The organism is Gammaproteobacteria bacterium (assembly GCA_013696315.1).
GTDB lineage: Bacteria > Pseudomonadota > Gammaproteobacteria > JACCYU01 > JACCYU01 > JACCYU01.
This window is the reverse complement of the sequence record JACCYU010000211.1, coordinates 19,541-34,107: the sequence shown is the minus strand read 5'-3', so window position 1 is coordinate 34,107 and position 14,567 is coordinate 19,541. Positions and strand designations below refer to the sequence as shown.

Below are 14,567 nucleotides of genomic sequence, written 5' to 3'. Positions count from 1 at the left end.
CGGCTTCATGCGTGAAAGATCACGGCTGCCGTGCAGCACGTTCAGCACCTGTACCCGATCGGGGCGAACGCGATAGATAATTCGATAGCCTTGGAAGACCAGTTCGCGGGCTTCCCCGCGCCGCGCCTCCGGTACTCTACGGCCAAGTTTCGGAAAATCGATAAGCCGCTCAGCGGCCACGGTCAGCCGGTCGACAAAGCGAGCGGCATAAAACGGTTGATCCAGAGCGATGAAATCGTGAATTGCCTGGAGCGCACTGATCGCCGGCTCGGTCCATTCGAGCTTCACTTAGAGCCTGTCCCAAAATTCCGTTCGCACTGAGCCTGTCGAAGTACCATGCACTGCAATCGCTTCCGGTCGTGCTTCGACAGGCTCAACACGAGCGGGAATTACGAGCCCTGAGAATTTTGGGATAGGCTCTTAAGGCCGAACCGCTGCCTGACCTCTTCGTGAGACAAGACTCGCCCTTCATCCGCCGCCCGCACACCCTCCTCGATCTTCTGCAGGACGTATATCTCGTACATGAGATCGTCCCAGGTCGCTTCATCGGGCAGTTCCTCGACAAGTTTTCTGGCGGCTTCCTTTACAGTGGTGTTCATCGTATTGCGATCTCCCCCTGTCTGTTAACGTGCCAAGGCAGCTCGCGTTCCCGCACGGCCTCAGCCGCATATTGCAGTGCTTCATGGATGTCTTGCGGCTCCAGGTCCGGGTAAGCCTTGAGGATCTCGGTCTCCGCCATTCCGTCGCCCGCCATGCCCACCACGGTTGCGACAGGTATGCGCAGGCCCCGTACGCACGGTGCCCCACCCATCTGTTTGGGGTTAATCGTAATTCGCGTAAATTTCATAGTGCTGACCTCCGATAAGGCGCATCTTGTAATCACACGTGATCGTTTTCCACCGCGCCGGCCAATAGACGCGCCGCGGCGACGTCCCGCGCCCAGTGCGGCATTGGCAAGCCGCTGAGATAACGGGCCAGATCGACGATATTCTCCCGCTGCGCCCAGTAATCGGCAATCTCCGTTTTGAGCCAGGTCATACCCTCTTTGGTTTCCTCGCGTTCGGCGACGCGGAACACGGCGAACAGCACCTGACGCAACAGTGTTGCCGCGAAGCCGTCGCCACCCAGTCCTTTGCGCTTGAATTCCGAGGCCGTTTTGAGCCGCGTCTGATTCGCCTTGCCGCTGTGTAGAAGATCATCGTACTCACGCACGCCGAAGCCGCGCGCGAACTCCTGAAACACGCCGCTGCGATAGTCGCCGTGGGACTCGACTTCGAGGGCCTTCAGATAAAACTTTTCTTCCGCGCTCAACCGCCGCCACAGAGGCTTGTCGATACCTTTGGGCACGAGAAAGTTGCTGGCGGTCTTGACCGCGTCTTCGATGATCTTCTCGATGGGCGAAGTCTGGCCCCGTTTTCGCTCGCTGGCGAGTTCGTAGTTCACGTCCAGCTCCTGGATGCCCTTGTACTGCGTCAACACGCGCAGCGCGGCGGCGTAGGCGGCGAGCTGGTAATCAGCGTCGCTGAAATTGGGGTCGTCCTTGTCTTCAAGTTTGAGCATAGAGGCAAGCTGAGCTTCGACTTCGATCTCGACTTGCGGCACGATCTCGTCAAGAAACGCGGTTTCCCCGGCCATCTGCTTGCGCAGCACCATCAACACCGTGCCCTGCACATAGTTGCCTTCCTTCAGCGCGGATTCCGTCTCGGTCGCAATAGTCCAAGCTGCCGTAACGCGCAGTCCCGCGGCCCACAGAATCAAGGCGAGATCCGCCCATACGCTCGCATCCTGATGCGTAAACATGACTACCTGCAGGCCGTTATCCGGCATGTGGGAAGCCAGATTCCGGTAAGCGTCGACCATGCCCTGCCGGAAGTCTCTTCCCGATCCCCGGATCGCTAAAGCGCGCTTGCTGTCAGTGTGCCAGTCTGGGAACAGCCCGGGCAGGTGCTTTTCGTACCAGGCGAGGAAGAACTCGGAAAGCTCGTGGTAGTTAATGGCGTCGGCGTAGGGGGGATCGGTTACCCAGATGTCCGAGTCGTCTTCCACTTCGCGGGCATCAGATGTTGCTACCAGCGCTCCGCCAAAGAGCCTAGAGCTTTCGATCGGAGCTAAAATGGTTGTGGTCAGAAGACTTAAAGGCCTTCCATAAAAGTTGCTCAGCGTATTCAAAGCTTGGTTACTGAACGTTTGCGCTCCATTCTCCTTCGTAGCATCTGCTATCCATCGAGCTAGACGAGAATCCCAATCGGCACACCGGCCTGCAATGAATAGCCCGGAGACCTTGGCTGCATCTCCTGCACTTTCTTCGAAAACGTCTTCTATGATTAGACCATGCACTAACAACTGCCGCGGCGTGAACAGATGATGCCAATGCGTCCAGCCGCGCGTGCGGATCGGCTCATCGGTTTTGTCGCCCGGCTCGATCCGCCGGCTGGGAATATAGCCCCTGGCCTGCCAGTCGGCGAAGCGCTCTTGCAGCAACGTCAGCACCTTCTGCTCGCGCTCCAGGTCCGCCGCGTCGGGCGCGCGATAGTGACGTTTTCGATGCGGCGTGCCCGCATCGTCAATCCAGGTTTCCACCCAGCGGATGCAATAAAGCCGTTCCTGAAACACGTCGTCCGGGCGCGGGGTCACGTCTTCGTTCTCCCACAAACGCAAACCGTAGGTTTTGACACCGTCACCGCGCCGGTCGCCGCGAATGACATTTATCGGCGTGGAGTTCCGACAATGCGGACATTCCAGACGTGAGCTACGCACCGTGCCTCTTCCGCGGGCGTCAGCCAGTTCTTCTTTCGGAACGCCCTCGTGTATTTCGATGTGAAAGCAACGATTCTGCTCATCGGCTTCAAGGCGCGCAATCGTATGTGTCTTCTCACCGATCACCCAGGATGGCGCGAGCGGTATTTTCCAGCCGCATTCCGGGCAAATCGTTTCGGTGCAATAAAGATAGGCGTCCGCGCGCCAGTCCTGCGCGTTGTGCTCGATGCCCCACTCGGTGACCTGCCGGTCAACGGCTTCGCAGACCTTTTTTTGCGCCGCGCGCACCGGCTTGGCGACTTCCTCGCCGCCGCCGACGATGTTCAGCGCGCCCCAGGTGAGTAAAGCGCCGACCGGATTCAGGTCCGAGCCATACGCTTCGCAACCCATGCGCGCCGCCTCGAACGGCACGCTGCCGCCGCCGCAGAACGCATCGCCGACTCTAGGCGCGTGACCGAAACGCCGCATGCCCAGCTCGCGCACGAGTTCCGGCAGATTGTTCGCGTGCGTGTTCAGGTGGGCGTTGATCTCAATCCACGCCTGCTCCGATGGGCCGTCAATCTGCTCGGGCCGGTCGTAGTAAACCAGCTTGCCGTCGTAGCTCAGGCGGTCGAAAACAAGTCTTTGCAGTTCGTCTTTCTGCACGCGGGTCAAGCCGCTTATCAATCCAGGGCGCTCGGGATTCGCGTCGGCGTCGAACCATGATCGACGCTCCGCGTCACTCAGCCGCGCATGGATATCGCGCAGAGAAATGCTCTTGCGCTTGCGCCGCCACAAGCCCACCTCGTCCATGGTGAGGACCTTCAGAAAGATCTCACGATCTTTTTGCGGATCGTCGCTCGCCGGCATCAGCAGACCCAGGATGGTGGCGCGGACCATGATCAGCGGCTTGCGGCCCGACCATTTGCCGAGCCCGGTCAATGTCTGGCTGTAGTTGGCCTTGCGCTCCTTGTAGCTTTCCTTGGAGAGCTTTGAGACGGGGAACTGGATTTCGATAAAGGTATTGGCATCCGCATCGGCAGCGAGCTTGGAGTTTATCGAGGGCGCATTCTCCGCCGCGCGCGGCGAGTCGTTCATGACGCGATCTTGCCGGAAGATTTGCGCTTCCGTTTGTCCGGCCTTCCCGCTGTAATTTCATTTTCCCGCGCGACCAGCCGGAACATCGGTGGCGGCTGATGCGGCGCGTCCGTCACCGGGTTTTCCGTGAGCGCGTAACGGATCGCCTTGCGCCAGCCGTGGCCGCGACCATGTACGGCGTGGCCGGTGGCGGCGGCGGTCATGGTGAACAACCACCAGCGCTCCTCCGGTACAAGGCCCTGCCAGTTCTTGATGGCCGTTGCGATCAGCGCGGGATCGGCTTCCTCGATGCCCCAAGCCAGCAACGTCAGCTCCTTGCCCAATAACCGCGAAACAGGATTGATGCCAGTCTTCCAGCGGCCCGCCTTGATCCCCTGCGCCTTGAGGCGACGGTTGAACGCCACGCGCAGCTCGTCGGCGATGGCGCCCCACTTCGGCCGCGCGAGGATCGAGCGCAGCTTGCCGTCGTTCTGGCCCGCGCCGAACGTTGGCGGGCTGCGCCCTTCGATGGCATCGAACGTGAAGTGCTCGGAGATGGCCACATCCTCACGGTTGCTGGCCGGGATGTTCACCACAAAATGATGCGCGGATTCCCGCGGGCAGAAACCGAAGCCTTCGTAGGTCACCTTCGAGTGTGCGGCCATACTTACTACTCGACCTCACCGCGCCGTAGCTCCACCTTTAACTCCTGAATATAGTCGAGCAGATTCTGGCCTGTGGCGAATGCGATGAAGCTGGCTTCGATACTGATTTCACCCGCTTCGATCAGCCCCCGCAATTGCTCGACGGTGCGTTCGATCTGATCGGCATCCAGCGCCATGCGATCAGCCAGAATGAACTCAGCCCATTGACTGTCATCGACCAGCACGCCTATCCGCTGAACGCCGGCCCGACCCGCGTGTTTGCGCAGGCGCTCGATAAAGCCATAGCAAACGCGCGTCTCACTGAAGGTTAAACCGTCGGCGGGCCGCCAAGTGGCCGGCAGAGCCTTATCGACAGGTTTCTCGCCTTCATCTTTGTGCCAGGTGATTCCCGTTTGTGCAACTCCGAGACAATGCCATCGTACTCGGCAACCGCGAGTACCAGGCGCGTGCCGGCGGGCGCGGCGAAAGGCTCATCGTAGCGGCCGCCCTGCAGCTTTGGATCGGAGCCATCCTTTGGTGTACCGGATTGGCGCCGGCGGCGCGGCCCGCAGCTCCACCATGCGCGCGTCGCCATGCTGGTAGACGCGCGAGCGGATGGTGATCTGGTTGCACCAGGGCGCCGGCTCGCCCGTCTCGTACTCGCCCCTGGAATCGACGGCCAGGAAGGAGACCCTGAATTCACTGGTTTCATAGTCGCGTCCGGCGAGCTTTTGTGATGCGGTCGTTGCGGGGCCGCCGGTCTCGACATAGACCGCATCGCCATTCACCGGCGTGATACGCAGTTTAACAAGGCCTGTTTCGTCGTCTCGCGATAGTTGCTGTACCTTGACACCGGTAGCGGGCCTTGCGAAAGGCCCCTTCTCGACGTAACCGCTCTGCTCCCGCCAGATATCCCGGTGCACGCTCTCGTCCTTGAGCTTGTCCAGCGCATCGGCGCGGTGCCATTGCCATGCCGGGTTCATCGCGGCGCGCCGCTGGATCTCGTTCCATGGCATAGCCTTCTGCGTGAACAGCCGCTCCTCGACCTTTATGCGAAAGGTCTCGCCGCTGATATCTTCCGTGTACTTCATCTTGTCCTTGAGCGCCTTGATGATCTGATCCTCGCCCTGATACTGGTTGCCTCTGAATTCCATCAGAAAATCGGCGGACATCAGCCGTTCCCGCGTTGGATAAAAGAGCGTGGTGAAGGTCTCGCGCACGGCGCTCAGGAACTGGGTCTGAACGCGGTCCAGGAGTTCGCGTGCCTGCACGAGCTGCGGGTCGTTGTCCGGCGTACCTTCGCTGATTATTTCGCCAATGATGTGGTTGATCGCTTTCAGCTCTTTGGCTGAATTGAGCACCGCGTCGTAATTGCGCTGGCCGGTGAGAAAACAAACGCGGTTCTTGAAGTCCAGATTCTCGTGAAACTTCCTGAGGTCGGGATTCAGACCCTGGGAATGCGGCTCGGAAATAATCAGAACCACTTTGTCCTGGGCGACATCGATCTCATCGACCGCCGGCAGCGGCATCACGCGCTGGTAGCACCAGGCGTTCACCGGTTTGAACAGCTCGACAAGCCGCTCTTTAAGTTCTTTGATCGACTGGTCGCGCAGGTAACTCTCGGCCGTGGTGTGCAGCCGCGCCACCAGATTCTGCACGTTCTTGAAAAACAGCCGGCCATCCCGGCTGGTGTGCAGATACCAGGCGGCGGTGAACAGACGGTTGATGACCTCGTTGCGGAGTTTCGATATATCGCGGCCCGGCGCGCAGAGATTGGCAATGACTTCAGATACAGTCAGGCCCTTGGTGCCGCCGGACACGTTGCTCAGCGACGCCACGAACAGCAGACGCATGACATCACGGGCGTCATGACCGCCGAGATTGGTGTCCATGATCTCGGCCACCGACTGACCGCCGGACGCGATGTCGTGCGAGATGGCGGCCTCCAGCGTGTTGTTGATCTGGTTGATCTCGGTCAAGGTCTCTCTATCGTTCAAATCAACATCATGCGCGGCGATAAGATACTTGCTGGCTGCCTCGTCGGTTTCCCACAACCGGCAGGCCACGATGCGCATGAGGCGTATCAGTCCTCGCGTTTGCTGAAAGCCGCTGTTGTCCTTGAACCGGGCGTATAGGTCACGAATATCAGGATGGAACGGATAAGACTCCGCGATGCGCTGCGCGAACTGCTCCGGTGAGGCATTGGTGACATCCATCTGGTGCGCGTCGCGCACGGCGCGAGCGTAGCCTTGCGCGACCTCCGCGATCTCGTCCTCGGTGGGTAATTCCGCGAATATCCGCTTCCGCAGAATGTGATAAAACTCATCCGTGTTCATGCGCACCGGCTCCAGGTTCATCGCGCTACGGCCGGTCTCCTTGTCCAGGTCTTTCAGGGCGTGAATGATCTTCTAGCTGCCGCCGGCATACGATGCCGTCAGGTCGGCGATGATCAGACAGACATTGCTGAGCTCGTCTTTGCCCAGAGCGACCAGGAGATTCGACAGCGCGGTGGCCGTGACCACCGAGAGATCCGAGTTGCCGATCGTCTTCGACTTCGCGTACTCGAAATACGGTGGCAACTCGTCGAGCATGATAACCAGCGGCTCGCCCTTGAGCAGGTTGACCCAGGCCGTCTGTCCCGGCGCGGACAACGGGCTGTAATAATCCTTGAACTGCTCTTTCCTGCCAAGCTGCGCGGCGATCGCGCCCCACAAGCCATACGGTGCGTCGCTCTCGCGACCCGAAAACGCGACGACCCGGACTTCGCCAATATCGGCCGGCTGGTAGAACCCGGCCATAACCTTCCGACGCCAACTCGGGTTCCTGGCCAGCAAACCGAAGGCGAGCAGGTTATGGGTTTTGCCGCCGCCCATCGCCTGCGTCAGCTTGAAAACGCCTTGTGTGGATTTACGCTCCAGCCGGCGGAAGCCTTCCGTCAGCAGGATTTCCATGCCCTCGGTGACGTGATTTTCCGCGAAGAAGTCTTCCACATCGATGCGGTCTTGGATGAGATCACCAAGATCGAGCACTGTGTCACGCCGCGTCTTGTCGAAAACGGTTTCGCGCGGCTTGCAGGCATGTTGCAGAGCTTTCATTGAAGCGTCCCTTCGTTGCATTATAAGCACTGTCTTCGCAGCCGCATCTTACCTGGCGCTTCGAGCCGCGCGCCTTGCCGCGTTGGCGAGGCGTTCGTCCAGTGTTATCAGTTGCGCGGGCAGTGTTTTGGCCAGCCACAAGTAAGCGGCATCGTAGGTTGTAAGCCGAGCCTTCTCCGCCGTCTGAACGAGCGCGTGGAAATCGACTGGAAGGAACTCGATTTCGAGCCGCAACGACTGGTGATAGGCGGCAATCATCGTTTCGCGCTGGCGTGGCGCGACTGCAATCTTTTTTCGGCAGATACTGGCCATTTCGAAGTTTAGAAGCGCGGGCGCCACCAGTCGGCCCTGCACCAACCGATCGGCCACCTCGTCGGCGCGAGACTCCTGAAATACAAGCGCCGCCAGGGCTGAGGCGTCGACGACTTTGATTACCAGGAGATCAAGCCTCTCAGGCGCGAACCTCAGCGCGCATCTCGGTCCGCGCGAATCATGGCCACTGCGTCGTCTGGCGTTTTCAGGCCCAGTGCGCGCACCTGTTCCAGCAACTCCCGCGCGGTAAGCCTTCTCTCCTGGTGGAGACTGGCCTCAAGGATCGCCATCAATTCGCCTTGAATCGACCGATGATTTGTCGCCGCGCGCTCCCTCAGTCCTTGCGCGATGTGGTCTGGAACGTGTTTGATTGAAAGAGTAACTGGCATTGCGATAGTCTCACGATAGATGCAGAACGGTTTCATTCTGAAACCGTTCGGTTTCCGGGTCAAGTTCTGAATAGTGCTCCTGAGAAAATGCTCGCCGGACGCCTACTTCACGCATTCACCCCGACAGCGCCCGCACCAGCGCGGCGATGACCAGGACGCCAAGCGCGATGATGCCGATGATAACGGCGAACAGGACAACGCTCAGAACGATCACGAACACGCGGCTGCGGGTGCTCGTGCGGCGCGGGTCGCCTAAGTGTTCGCGCAGCAGGGCCACGTTGCGGTTGTTGGCTTTCCACGCGATGTCGAACAGATCGCCGACGATCGGAATCATGCCGATCACGGTTTCTACGATCACGTTAAAGGCCATGCGGATAAGTATGGTTTTAGGCACTCCCATGCGTGCGGCTTCGGCGACGATGTAACTGGATAACACGCCGCCCACCGCGTCGCCGATGCCGGGGATAAGGCCAATCACGCCATCCAGACCCACGCGAAAGTTCGTCCCCGGCAACGGGATGGAGCTGTCCAGCAGCCACGCCAGCCGTTCCAGCCGGCCTTTGCCTGCATCGTGATTTTTCGTTTGCATTGGATTCTTGTCGTTGAGTTGATTTGATATCGTCAGGCCGCGCGCACCGCTTTCAGCATGGCGATGGTAATCGACTGGCGCGTCTCGAAAAAGTCTTGCCACGGGTCCGCCTTCAATGATTCCAGCCGTGCTGGAAGATTGGCCAAGGTGAAGGCGCCGGGCCCTTCGATGTCGTCCAGTTCATCCCAGCTTACCGGCGTCGACACCGGCGCTTGCGCGCGCGCTCGCGTGGAATATGCGGCCACGCTGGTGGCGCCTCGGCCGTTGCGTAACCTGTCGATGAATATTTTCCCTTTGCGCTTTGCCTTGCTCATGGTCGCGATGTAGCGTTGCGGATCACAGCGCGCGGCATCTTGCGCGACGCCTTTCGAAAACGCCTTGAATTCCTCCCAGCTCGTGCGCCGCGTCACCGGCACGACCACGTGCAAGCCCTTGCCGCCCGAAGTCTTGACGAAGCTTTTCAGCGACAGTTCGTCCAGACGTTCGCGCAACATGCGCGCGCCCTGTATGACCTCTTTCCAGCCTAGTTCCGGGTCAGGATCGAGATCGAACACCAGACGATCCGGCTTCTCCGGATTGTCCGCGCGGCTGCCCCAGGGATGGATCTCCAGCACGCCGAGCTGCACCAGCGCGATCAGGCCGGACAGGTCGCTGATCGTGATGTATGTCGCGCGCTTTTCTTTCTCCTGCACGGTGACGCCCTTGAGCGCGTCCGGAAGCGCGTCGGTGATGTGCTTCTGAAAAAAACAACTCTTGCCACTCCCTTGCGGGCAGCGCACCAGCGATAGCGGCCGTTCTGCTATATGCGGCGGCACCCAGTCCGAGATGCGCTCGTAAAACAGCGCGAGATCCTGCTTGGTGGCGCCTTGCCCTGGATACAGGATTCGATCAGGGTGCGTCAGGTGCTGGCCGGCGATACGGGCCTGTAGCGAATTCGAACGGGTTGCGGTTGTCGTTTTTGATTGGATGCTCGCGGGCTTACGCGAAGCGGCGGAGCGCGCAGGCACGGCTGTCGGCTGCTCGCGCACGACCTCGCGCGGCTTTTTGTCCTCGCGCATGCCCTTAAACGACGCCTGCCGCAGCAAGCCGTCATCCGTCCAGTTCGCGAAGGTCGCTTCGACAACCAGATCGGGCCGCACCCAGTACACGCCACGCTTGTCGAAATCCTTCGGCAATTCCCGCACTGGCAAGGTTTTGCGTGTCCGCGCGGACAGCAATTCATGCACGGCCTTTAACGATTTCGAGTCAAAGCCGGTACCCACGCGACCGCAGTAAACGAGCCGACCGTCCGGGTCGTGATAACCCAGCAGCAAGGCGCCGAAATATTTGCGCGAACCGGCCGGATCGGTGTAGCCGCACACCACGAATTCCTGGGCGCGCATGCACTTGATTTTGACCCATGTGCGTGCGCGTCGTGATTGATACGGACTGTCAGCGCGCTTGGAGATAATGCCTTCCAGCGCGTGCGAACACGCCTGGCCGTACATGCGCCCGCCTTCCCCTTGCAGGTGATCGCTGTAGCGCAACGGCCCGGCGTCGCTCGTGCTAAGCAACTGGCGCAACAGCCGCTTGCGCTCGATCAGCGGCGTGCGGGTGAGATCGTGGCCATCGCAAAACGGCAGATCGAAAATATAATACGCGAGCTCCGCGTCGGCGCCCTGCTTGAGAGCATTCTGAAGCGTCTGAAAGTCGCTGACGCCGCTGGCCTTCATCGCGACCAGTTCGCCGTCCAGCCACGCATCGCTCATGTGAAGGTCGGCCGCGGCCGCGGCGATGCGCGGAAACTTGCGCGTCCAGTCATGGCCGTTGCGGGTGATCAGGCGCGCCTTGCGGTTGCTGATTGCGCACAGCAGCCGATAGCCATCGAACTTGATCTCGTGCAGCCAGCCATCGCCTTTTGGCGCCTCTTTGACCAGGATCGCCAGTTGCGGTTTGACATCGCGCGGCATGTCGCGCTTGCGCGCGTTCGCAAGCTCGGCGGCCCGCGTATCGGCGTGCGGTGAAGTGCGCGTATTCCCTTTTTTCGATCCGGATGTTCTTGGCGTTCGGTCACCGCCTGTTTTTTTCTTGCGGGGTTTTGCCGACTGGCCGTTTTTCCATACCCGATCTTCGGCAGCCGCAATTTCATCCATCGAGCGTCCAGATTTCACACTCTGCGGCTGTTCCTTCAGCACATCGGGTGCACTGCACGCGCCAGCGATGTCATCTTTTTCTTTGATCAGCAGCCAGTTCTTGCCTTGCGAAGTGGCCTTGCCGCCCATGCGCACGAGTGTCCAGCGGCCGCGCAGCTTTTCGCCGGACAGTTCGAACTTGAGTTTGCCGTACCGAAAGCTCGCCTCAATGTCACCGACGCCTTCCCAGCGACCGCGATCCCACAACATCACGGTACCGCCGCCGTATTGACCTTTGGGGATTATGCCCTCGAACTCACCGTAAGCAAGCGGATGATCCTCGACCTGCACGGCAAGACGTTTTTCGCCCGGGTCAAGACTCGGGCCTTTGGGCACCGCCCAGCTTTTTAGCGCGCCATCTAGTTCGAGTCGAAAATCGTAATGCGGACGTCGCGCGTCGTGTTTCTGAATAATATACAGATTGCCCTTGCGCCGTGATCGCTTGCCGCCTTCCGGTTCGGTAGTCTTGCGGAAGTCGCGCTTGCGCTGATAGTCCTTGAGGCTCACGAAACCGGCCCGCGTGACCCGCGCTCAGCCAGCGCTGCGCTTGCGGCCGGCGGCGGATGCCGGACGCCGGCTTGTTGTTTTAACCTGAGTCTTGGATTTAGCGCTGGCCGCTGATTTATTTGGGTGGGGCTTTTTTGTATGGGGCTTTTTTGTGGGGGGATTCTTTGCCTGGGACTTGGCGCCACTGGTGCGCCTGGTACCGCCATCTTTCTTCACGCTTTTTTTGAACAGCGCCATCATGTCGATGATCTGCGCGTCCTCACTCGCGTCTGATTGTTCAGATTCCGCCGGAGGCGCAACGCCCTTGTCGCCGGCGCGCGCCTTCTTATCTATCCATTTCATCAGCGCATCGCGGTATTCTTCGTGATATTGCGGCGGATGCCAGTCCACGGTCATGGATTCGACCAGTTGTTCCGCCATTTCGATCTCCTTGTTGGAAACTTCCCGGGCAGTTCGTACTCGTCGGGCTGGCGCAGCTCCTGATGATAGCGCAGCATATTGAGCACCAGCGCATCGCCTTCCGGCAACAGCGCAGCGAGATATTCCCGTGTACGAATGACGACTCTGGCGACGCCGACCTTGCCCGTGCGACGCAGGGTTTCGCGCAGCAGCGCGTAACCCTTTTCGGCATTTTTGCCGGGCACCAGATAATAGGGCTTATCGAAGTAAACGTAGTCGATCGCCTTGGCTTCGACGAAGCCCTCCAGGTCGTCCGACTGCGTGGCTTCGACCGCAGCCTTTTTGAAATCATCGTCATCGAGCAACACGTAGTTGCCATCGCCGTACTCGAAGCCCTTGACGATCTGATCCCACGGCACCTCTTCGCCTGAGTCCTCGTTGACCCGCTCATAACGCATCTTCGCCATGTTGCGGCTGTCCAGCATGCGGAAGTGCAGGTCGGAGCGCCGTTCGGCGAAGTAAAGCGTCACCGGGATATTGATCAGGCCGAACGAGATATGCCCTTTCCAGACGGGTCGCGCCATGATGAGACCTCGGTAATCGAACGGTTTCACGCTGGCACCGACGCATGTAACGGGCCATCGACATTCGCCTGTATGTTAGCGCCCGCGCTAAACGCTCGCCACCAAAACGCGCCGGTCAAACACGAGAAAGCCACGCTGTCCGGCGGGGCTTTCGAATAACCATTGAGTGGCTCCTTAGAGTGCGATTAATCCATTTTCCCTGCGTTGTTTCTCCCTGAGTCACTCATTCCCTGCACATTCATCCGCTTACGACTTCTTGGACGGCGCTGCCTTCTGAGCCTTGTCGCTCACGGAGTTGACAGTTTTTTCCACTTTGTCGCCATAGTCCTGCCAGGCATCGGCGACGATGTCGACCGCTTCGTTGACGCTCTCGACGTACTTCTGGCCGTAACTCTTGACCAGATCGGCCTGCGCCGTGGCGAATTCCCGAGGATCACGAACTCGGGCCAGAACCTGCATCTGCTCGTTGGCAGCTTCTACGGCCTGGCTGAACATGCTGCGCTGTACGTCACCGAGACGCTGCATGATGTTGAACTGCGTACCAGTCAATCCCTGGATCGCCTCGCTGATGGAGCGATTTACGTCCTGAGCCTGATTTACGAATTGTACGGTATTGTCGGCCATGCTTAATTACCTCCAGGTAGTGATGGTGAGATGAGAACCGCTTGGGAGCGCCTCTCGGAACTTGTGCGGTGCAGCATAACGCTCTCAGCCAAAAGCGTCAAGGGTATCCTGGAAAAATTTCAGTTTTTTTAACCTCGAAAAGAACCGCCTATGCCGCGCGTCCGGCATGACCTCCACATCGCGAGGCGCCGGCGCGGACGATCGCCGCATTCGATAATGAACATGTGCTTCGCTGGCAGGTTAAAATGCAGACCACGAAATCTAATTCGCTTTGCCTACAGGGTCCGGTAAAGGCGCAAATTGGTGCGGACATATCGAATCGCGTAAGACACGGCGTGCATATTGCACTAACATTGCCTTGCGAGTGAACATTTCAGTGAAACGCATGAGTCAGAAATACACCGTACATATCATGGCCGTGGTGCGGGTGCCGGTGCAGGTTTCGGCATCGACTCACCAGGAAGCGATTAAGCTTATCCAGAACAACGTCAAACTGTCGCAGGTGCTCAACGACGCGAATACCGGCGCGGCCTTTACCGATGAGATCATCGAATACATCGTTGATGAAGCAAATGACCCGCTGCACGAGCGTACCCGGCGCTACTCCGCCAAACGCCTTATCCGTCGGCCGCGCGGATAGGCCATTGCGCGGCGCGCCCCGCAGCCTGCATCCGCGCAAACTCTTGCAAGCTTGTTGCCGCCTGAGCGTCGATCATGGGTCACGCGATGATGGTGCGGCTGGCCGGACTCGAACCGGCACGGCCTTGCGGCCTCCAGATTTTAAGTCTGGTACGTCTACCTATTCCGTCACAGCCGCGGCGCAACTTATATTCGCGTCGCTCCTGGGCCATGCAATTGCCAGGTTCACCAACCGGGGCGGCGCTGAGTGAGTATGGAGGCTGGGACCGGAATCGAACCGACGTACGCGGCTTTGCAGGCCGCTGCATGACCACTCTGCCACCCAGCCGCGGGAGGCGAAATCATAGCATCGTGGAGAAGTGCAGACACCCCGGACCGCAAACACAAAACCCCGGCTGAACCGGGGCCCTCATCAAACTGGAGCGGGAAACGAGATTCGAACTCGCGACCCCAACCTTGGCAAGGTTGTGCTCTACCACTGAGCTATTCCCGCATTAATCCGACTCATTGCTGCCATCCATGGCGAAGCTTCATCACTCCGATTTACACCGGCCCGGGCATCCCTGCCCGGTCGTTCGCCAGGGCAAATGTGCACCGGACATTTGCCTTGATCCGGCTCATTCAACTGCGCTATTCCCGCTCTTGTCTGACTGATTGAAGGCCATCCATGGCGCAACATAATCGCGTTGTCTGACACCGGCCCGGTCATCCCTGACCGGTCGTTCGCCGGGAATTCGATTCACTGGACCGAATTCTTCATCCGGCTCACCCCGCATGAGTCACGCATTTTAGGTATCGGCG

Annotated in this window: 11 protein-coding genes, 3 tRNA genes and 2 pseudogenes; 1 reads left to right on the top strand and 15 read right to left on the bottom strand. The window is 59.3% G+C overall.

The annotated features are described in order from the left end of the window. The 12 genes and pseudogenes from H0V34_12470 to H0V34_12415 all read right to left on the bottom strand — a co-directional run. The coding region (locus H0V34_12470; protein MBA2492463.1) for a type II toxin-antitoxin system RelE/ParE family toxin at positions 1-288 on the bottom strand (288 nt) is incomplete at its 3' end. A gap of 101 nt (positions 289-389) precedes the next feature. Then, complete coding sequence (locus H0V34_12465; protein ID MBA2492462.1) at positions 390-599, bottom strand: hypothetical protein; 210 nt, start codon at positions 597-599, stop codon at positions 390-392. After that, on the bottom strand, positions 596-847 hold the full coding sequence (locus H0V34_12460; protein ID MBA2492461.1) for a DUF433 domain-containing protein: 252 nt from the start codon (positions 845-847) through the stop codon (positions 596-598). Before H0V34_12460 ends, H0V34_12465 begins: the two co-directional genes overlap by 4 nt. A gap of 32 nt (positions 848-879) precedes the next feature. Continuing rightward, entirely contained in the window at positions 880-3,834 is a 2,955-nt protein-coding gene (locus H0V34_12455; GenBank protein ID MBA2492460.1) for a DUF1156 domain-containing protein, read from the bottom strand. Next, complete coding sequence (locus tag H0V34_12450) at positions 3,831-4,478, bottom strand: DUF3780 domain-containing protein (GenBank protein MBA2492459.1); 648 nt, start codon at positions 4,476-4,478, stop codon at positions 3,831-3,833. The genes H0V34_12455 and H0V34_12450 overlap by 4 nt, the downstream gene beginning before the upstream one ends. Before the next feature lie 5 nt (positions 4,479-4,483). Beyond that, positions 4,484-7,552: pseudogene (locus H0V34_12445) on the bottom strand (DUF499 domain-containing protein). Between the two features lie 48 nt (positions 7,553-7,600). Continuing rightward, positions 7,601-8,020: a type II toxin-antitoxin system VapC family toxin gene (locus H0V34_12440; protein MBA2492458.1), complete on the bottom strand. Its 420-nt coding sequence runs from the start codon at positions 8,018-8,020 to the stop codon at positions 7,601-7,603. Then, a complete protein-coding gene (locus H0V34_12435; GenBank protein MBA2492457.1) occupies positions 8,017-8,253 on the bottom strand; it encodes an Arc family DNA-binding protein in 237 nt (78 codons plus the stop codon). Before H0V34_12435 ends, H0V34_12440 begins: the two co-directional genes overlap by 4 nt. A gap of 115 nt (positions 8,254-8,368) precedes the next feature. Continuing rightward, a complete protein-coding gene (locus tag H0V34_12430; GenBank protein ID MBA2492456.1) occupies positions 8,369-8,842 on the bottom strand; it encodes a DUF4112 domain-containing protein in 474 nt (157 codons plus the stop codon). A 32-nt stretch (positions 8,843-8,874) separates the two neighbouring features. Further along, the gene (gene ligD, locus H0V34_12425) at positions 8,875-11,520 is read right to left on the bottom strand and encodes a DNA ligase D (GenBank protein ID MBA2492455.1); all 2,646 of its coding nucleotides are present in this window, start codon (positions 11,518-11,520) and stop codon (positions 8,875-8,877) included. A gap of 24 nt (positions 11,521-11,544) precedes the next feature. Beyond that, positions 11,545-12,503: pseudogene (locus tag H0V34_12420) on the bottom strand (Ku protein). Positions 12,504-12,749: 246 nt separating this feature from the next. Further along, the gene (locus tag H0V34_12415) at positions 12,750-13,127 is read right to left on the bottom strand and encodes a phasin family protein (GenBank protein MBA2492454.1); all 378 of its coding nucleotides are present in this window, start codon (positions 13,125-13,127) and stop codon (positions 12,750-12,752) included. Between the two features lie 385 nt (positions 13,128-13,512). Between H0V34_12415 and H0V34_12410 the strand changes: the two genes are divergently transcribed. Next, positions 13,513-13,767: a hypothetical protein gene (locus tag H0V34_12410; GenBank protein MBA2492453.1), complete on the top strand. Its 255-nt coding sequence runs from the start codon at positions 13,513-13,515 to the stop codon at positions 13,765-13,767. Positions 13,768-13,857: 90 nt separating this feature from the next. Here the strand turns inward: H0V34_12410 and H0V34_12405 are convergent. The 3 genes from H0V34_12405 to H0V34_12395 all read right to left on the bottom strand — a co-directional run bounded on the left by H0V34_12405 (position 13,858) and on the right by H0V34_12395 (position 14,259). Beyond that, a tRNA-Leu gene (locus H0V34_12405) sits at positions 13,858-13,944 on the bottom strand. A 76-nt stretch (positions 13,945-14,020) separates the two neighbouring features. Further along, a tRNA-Cys gene (locus H0V34_12400) sits at positions 14,021-14,094 on the bottom strand. A 90-nt stretch (positions 14,095-14,184) separates the two neighbouring features. Next, a tRNA-Gly gene (locus tag H0V34_12395) sits at positions 14,185-14,259 on the bottom strand. Positions 14,260-14,567: the final 308 nt, after the last annotated feature.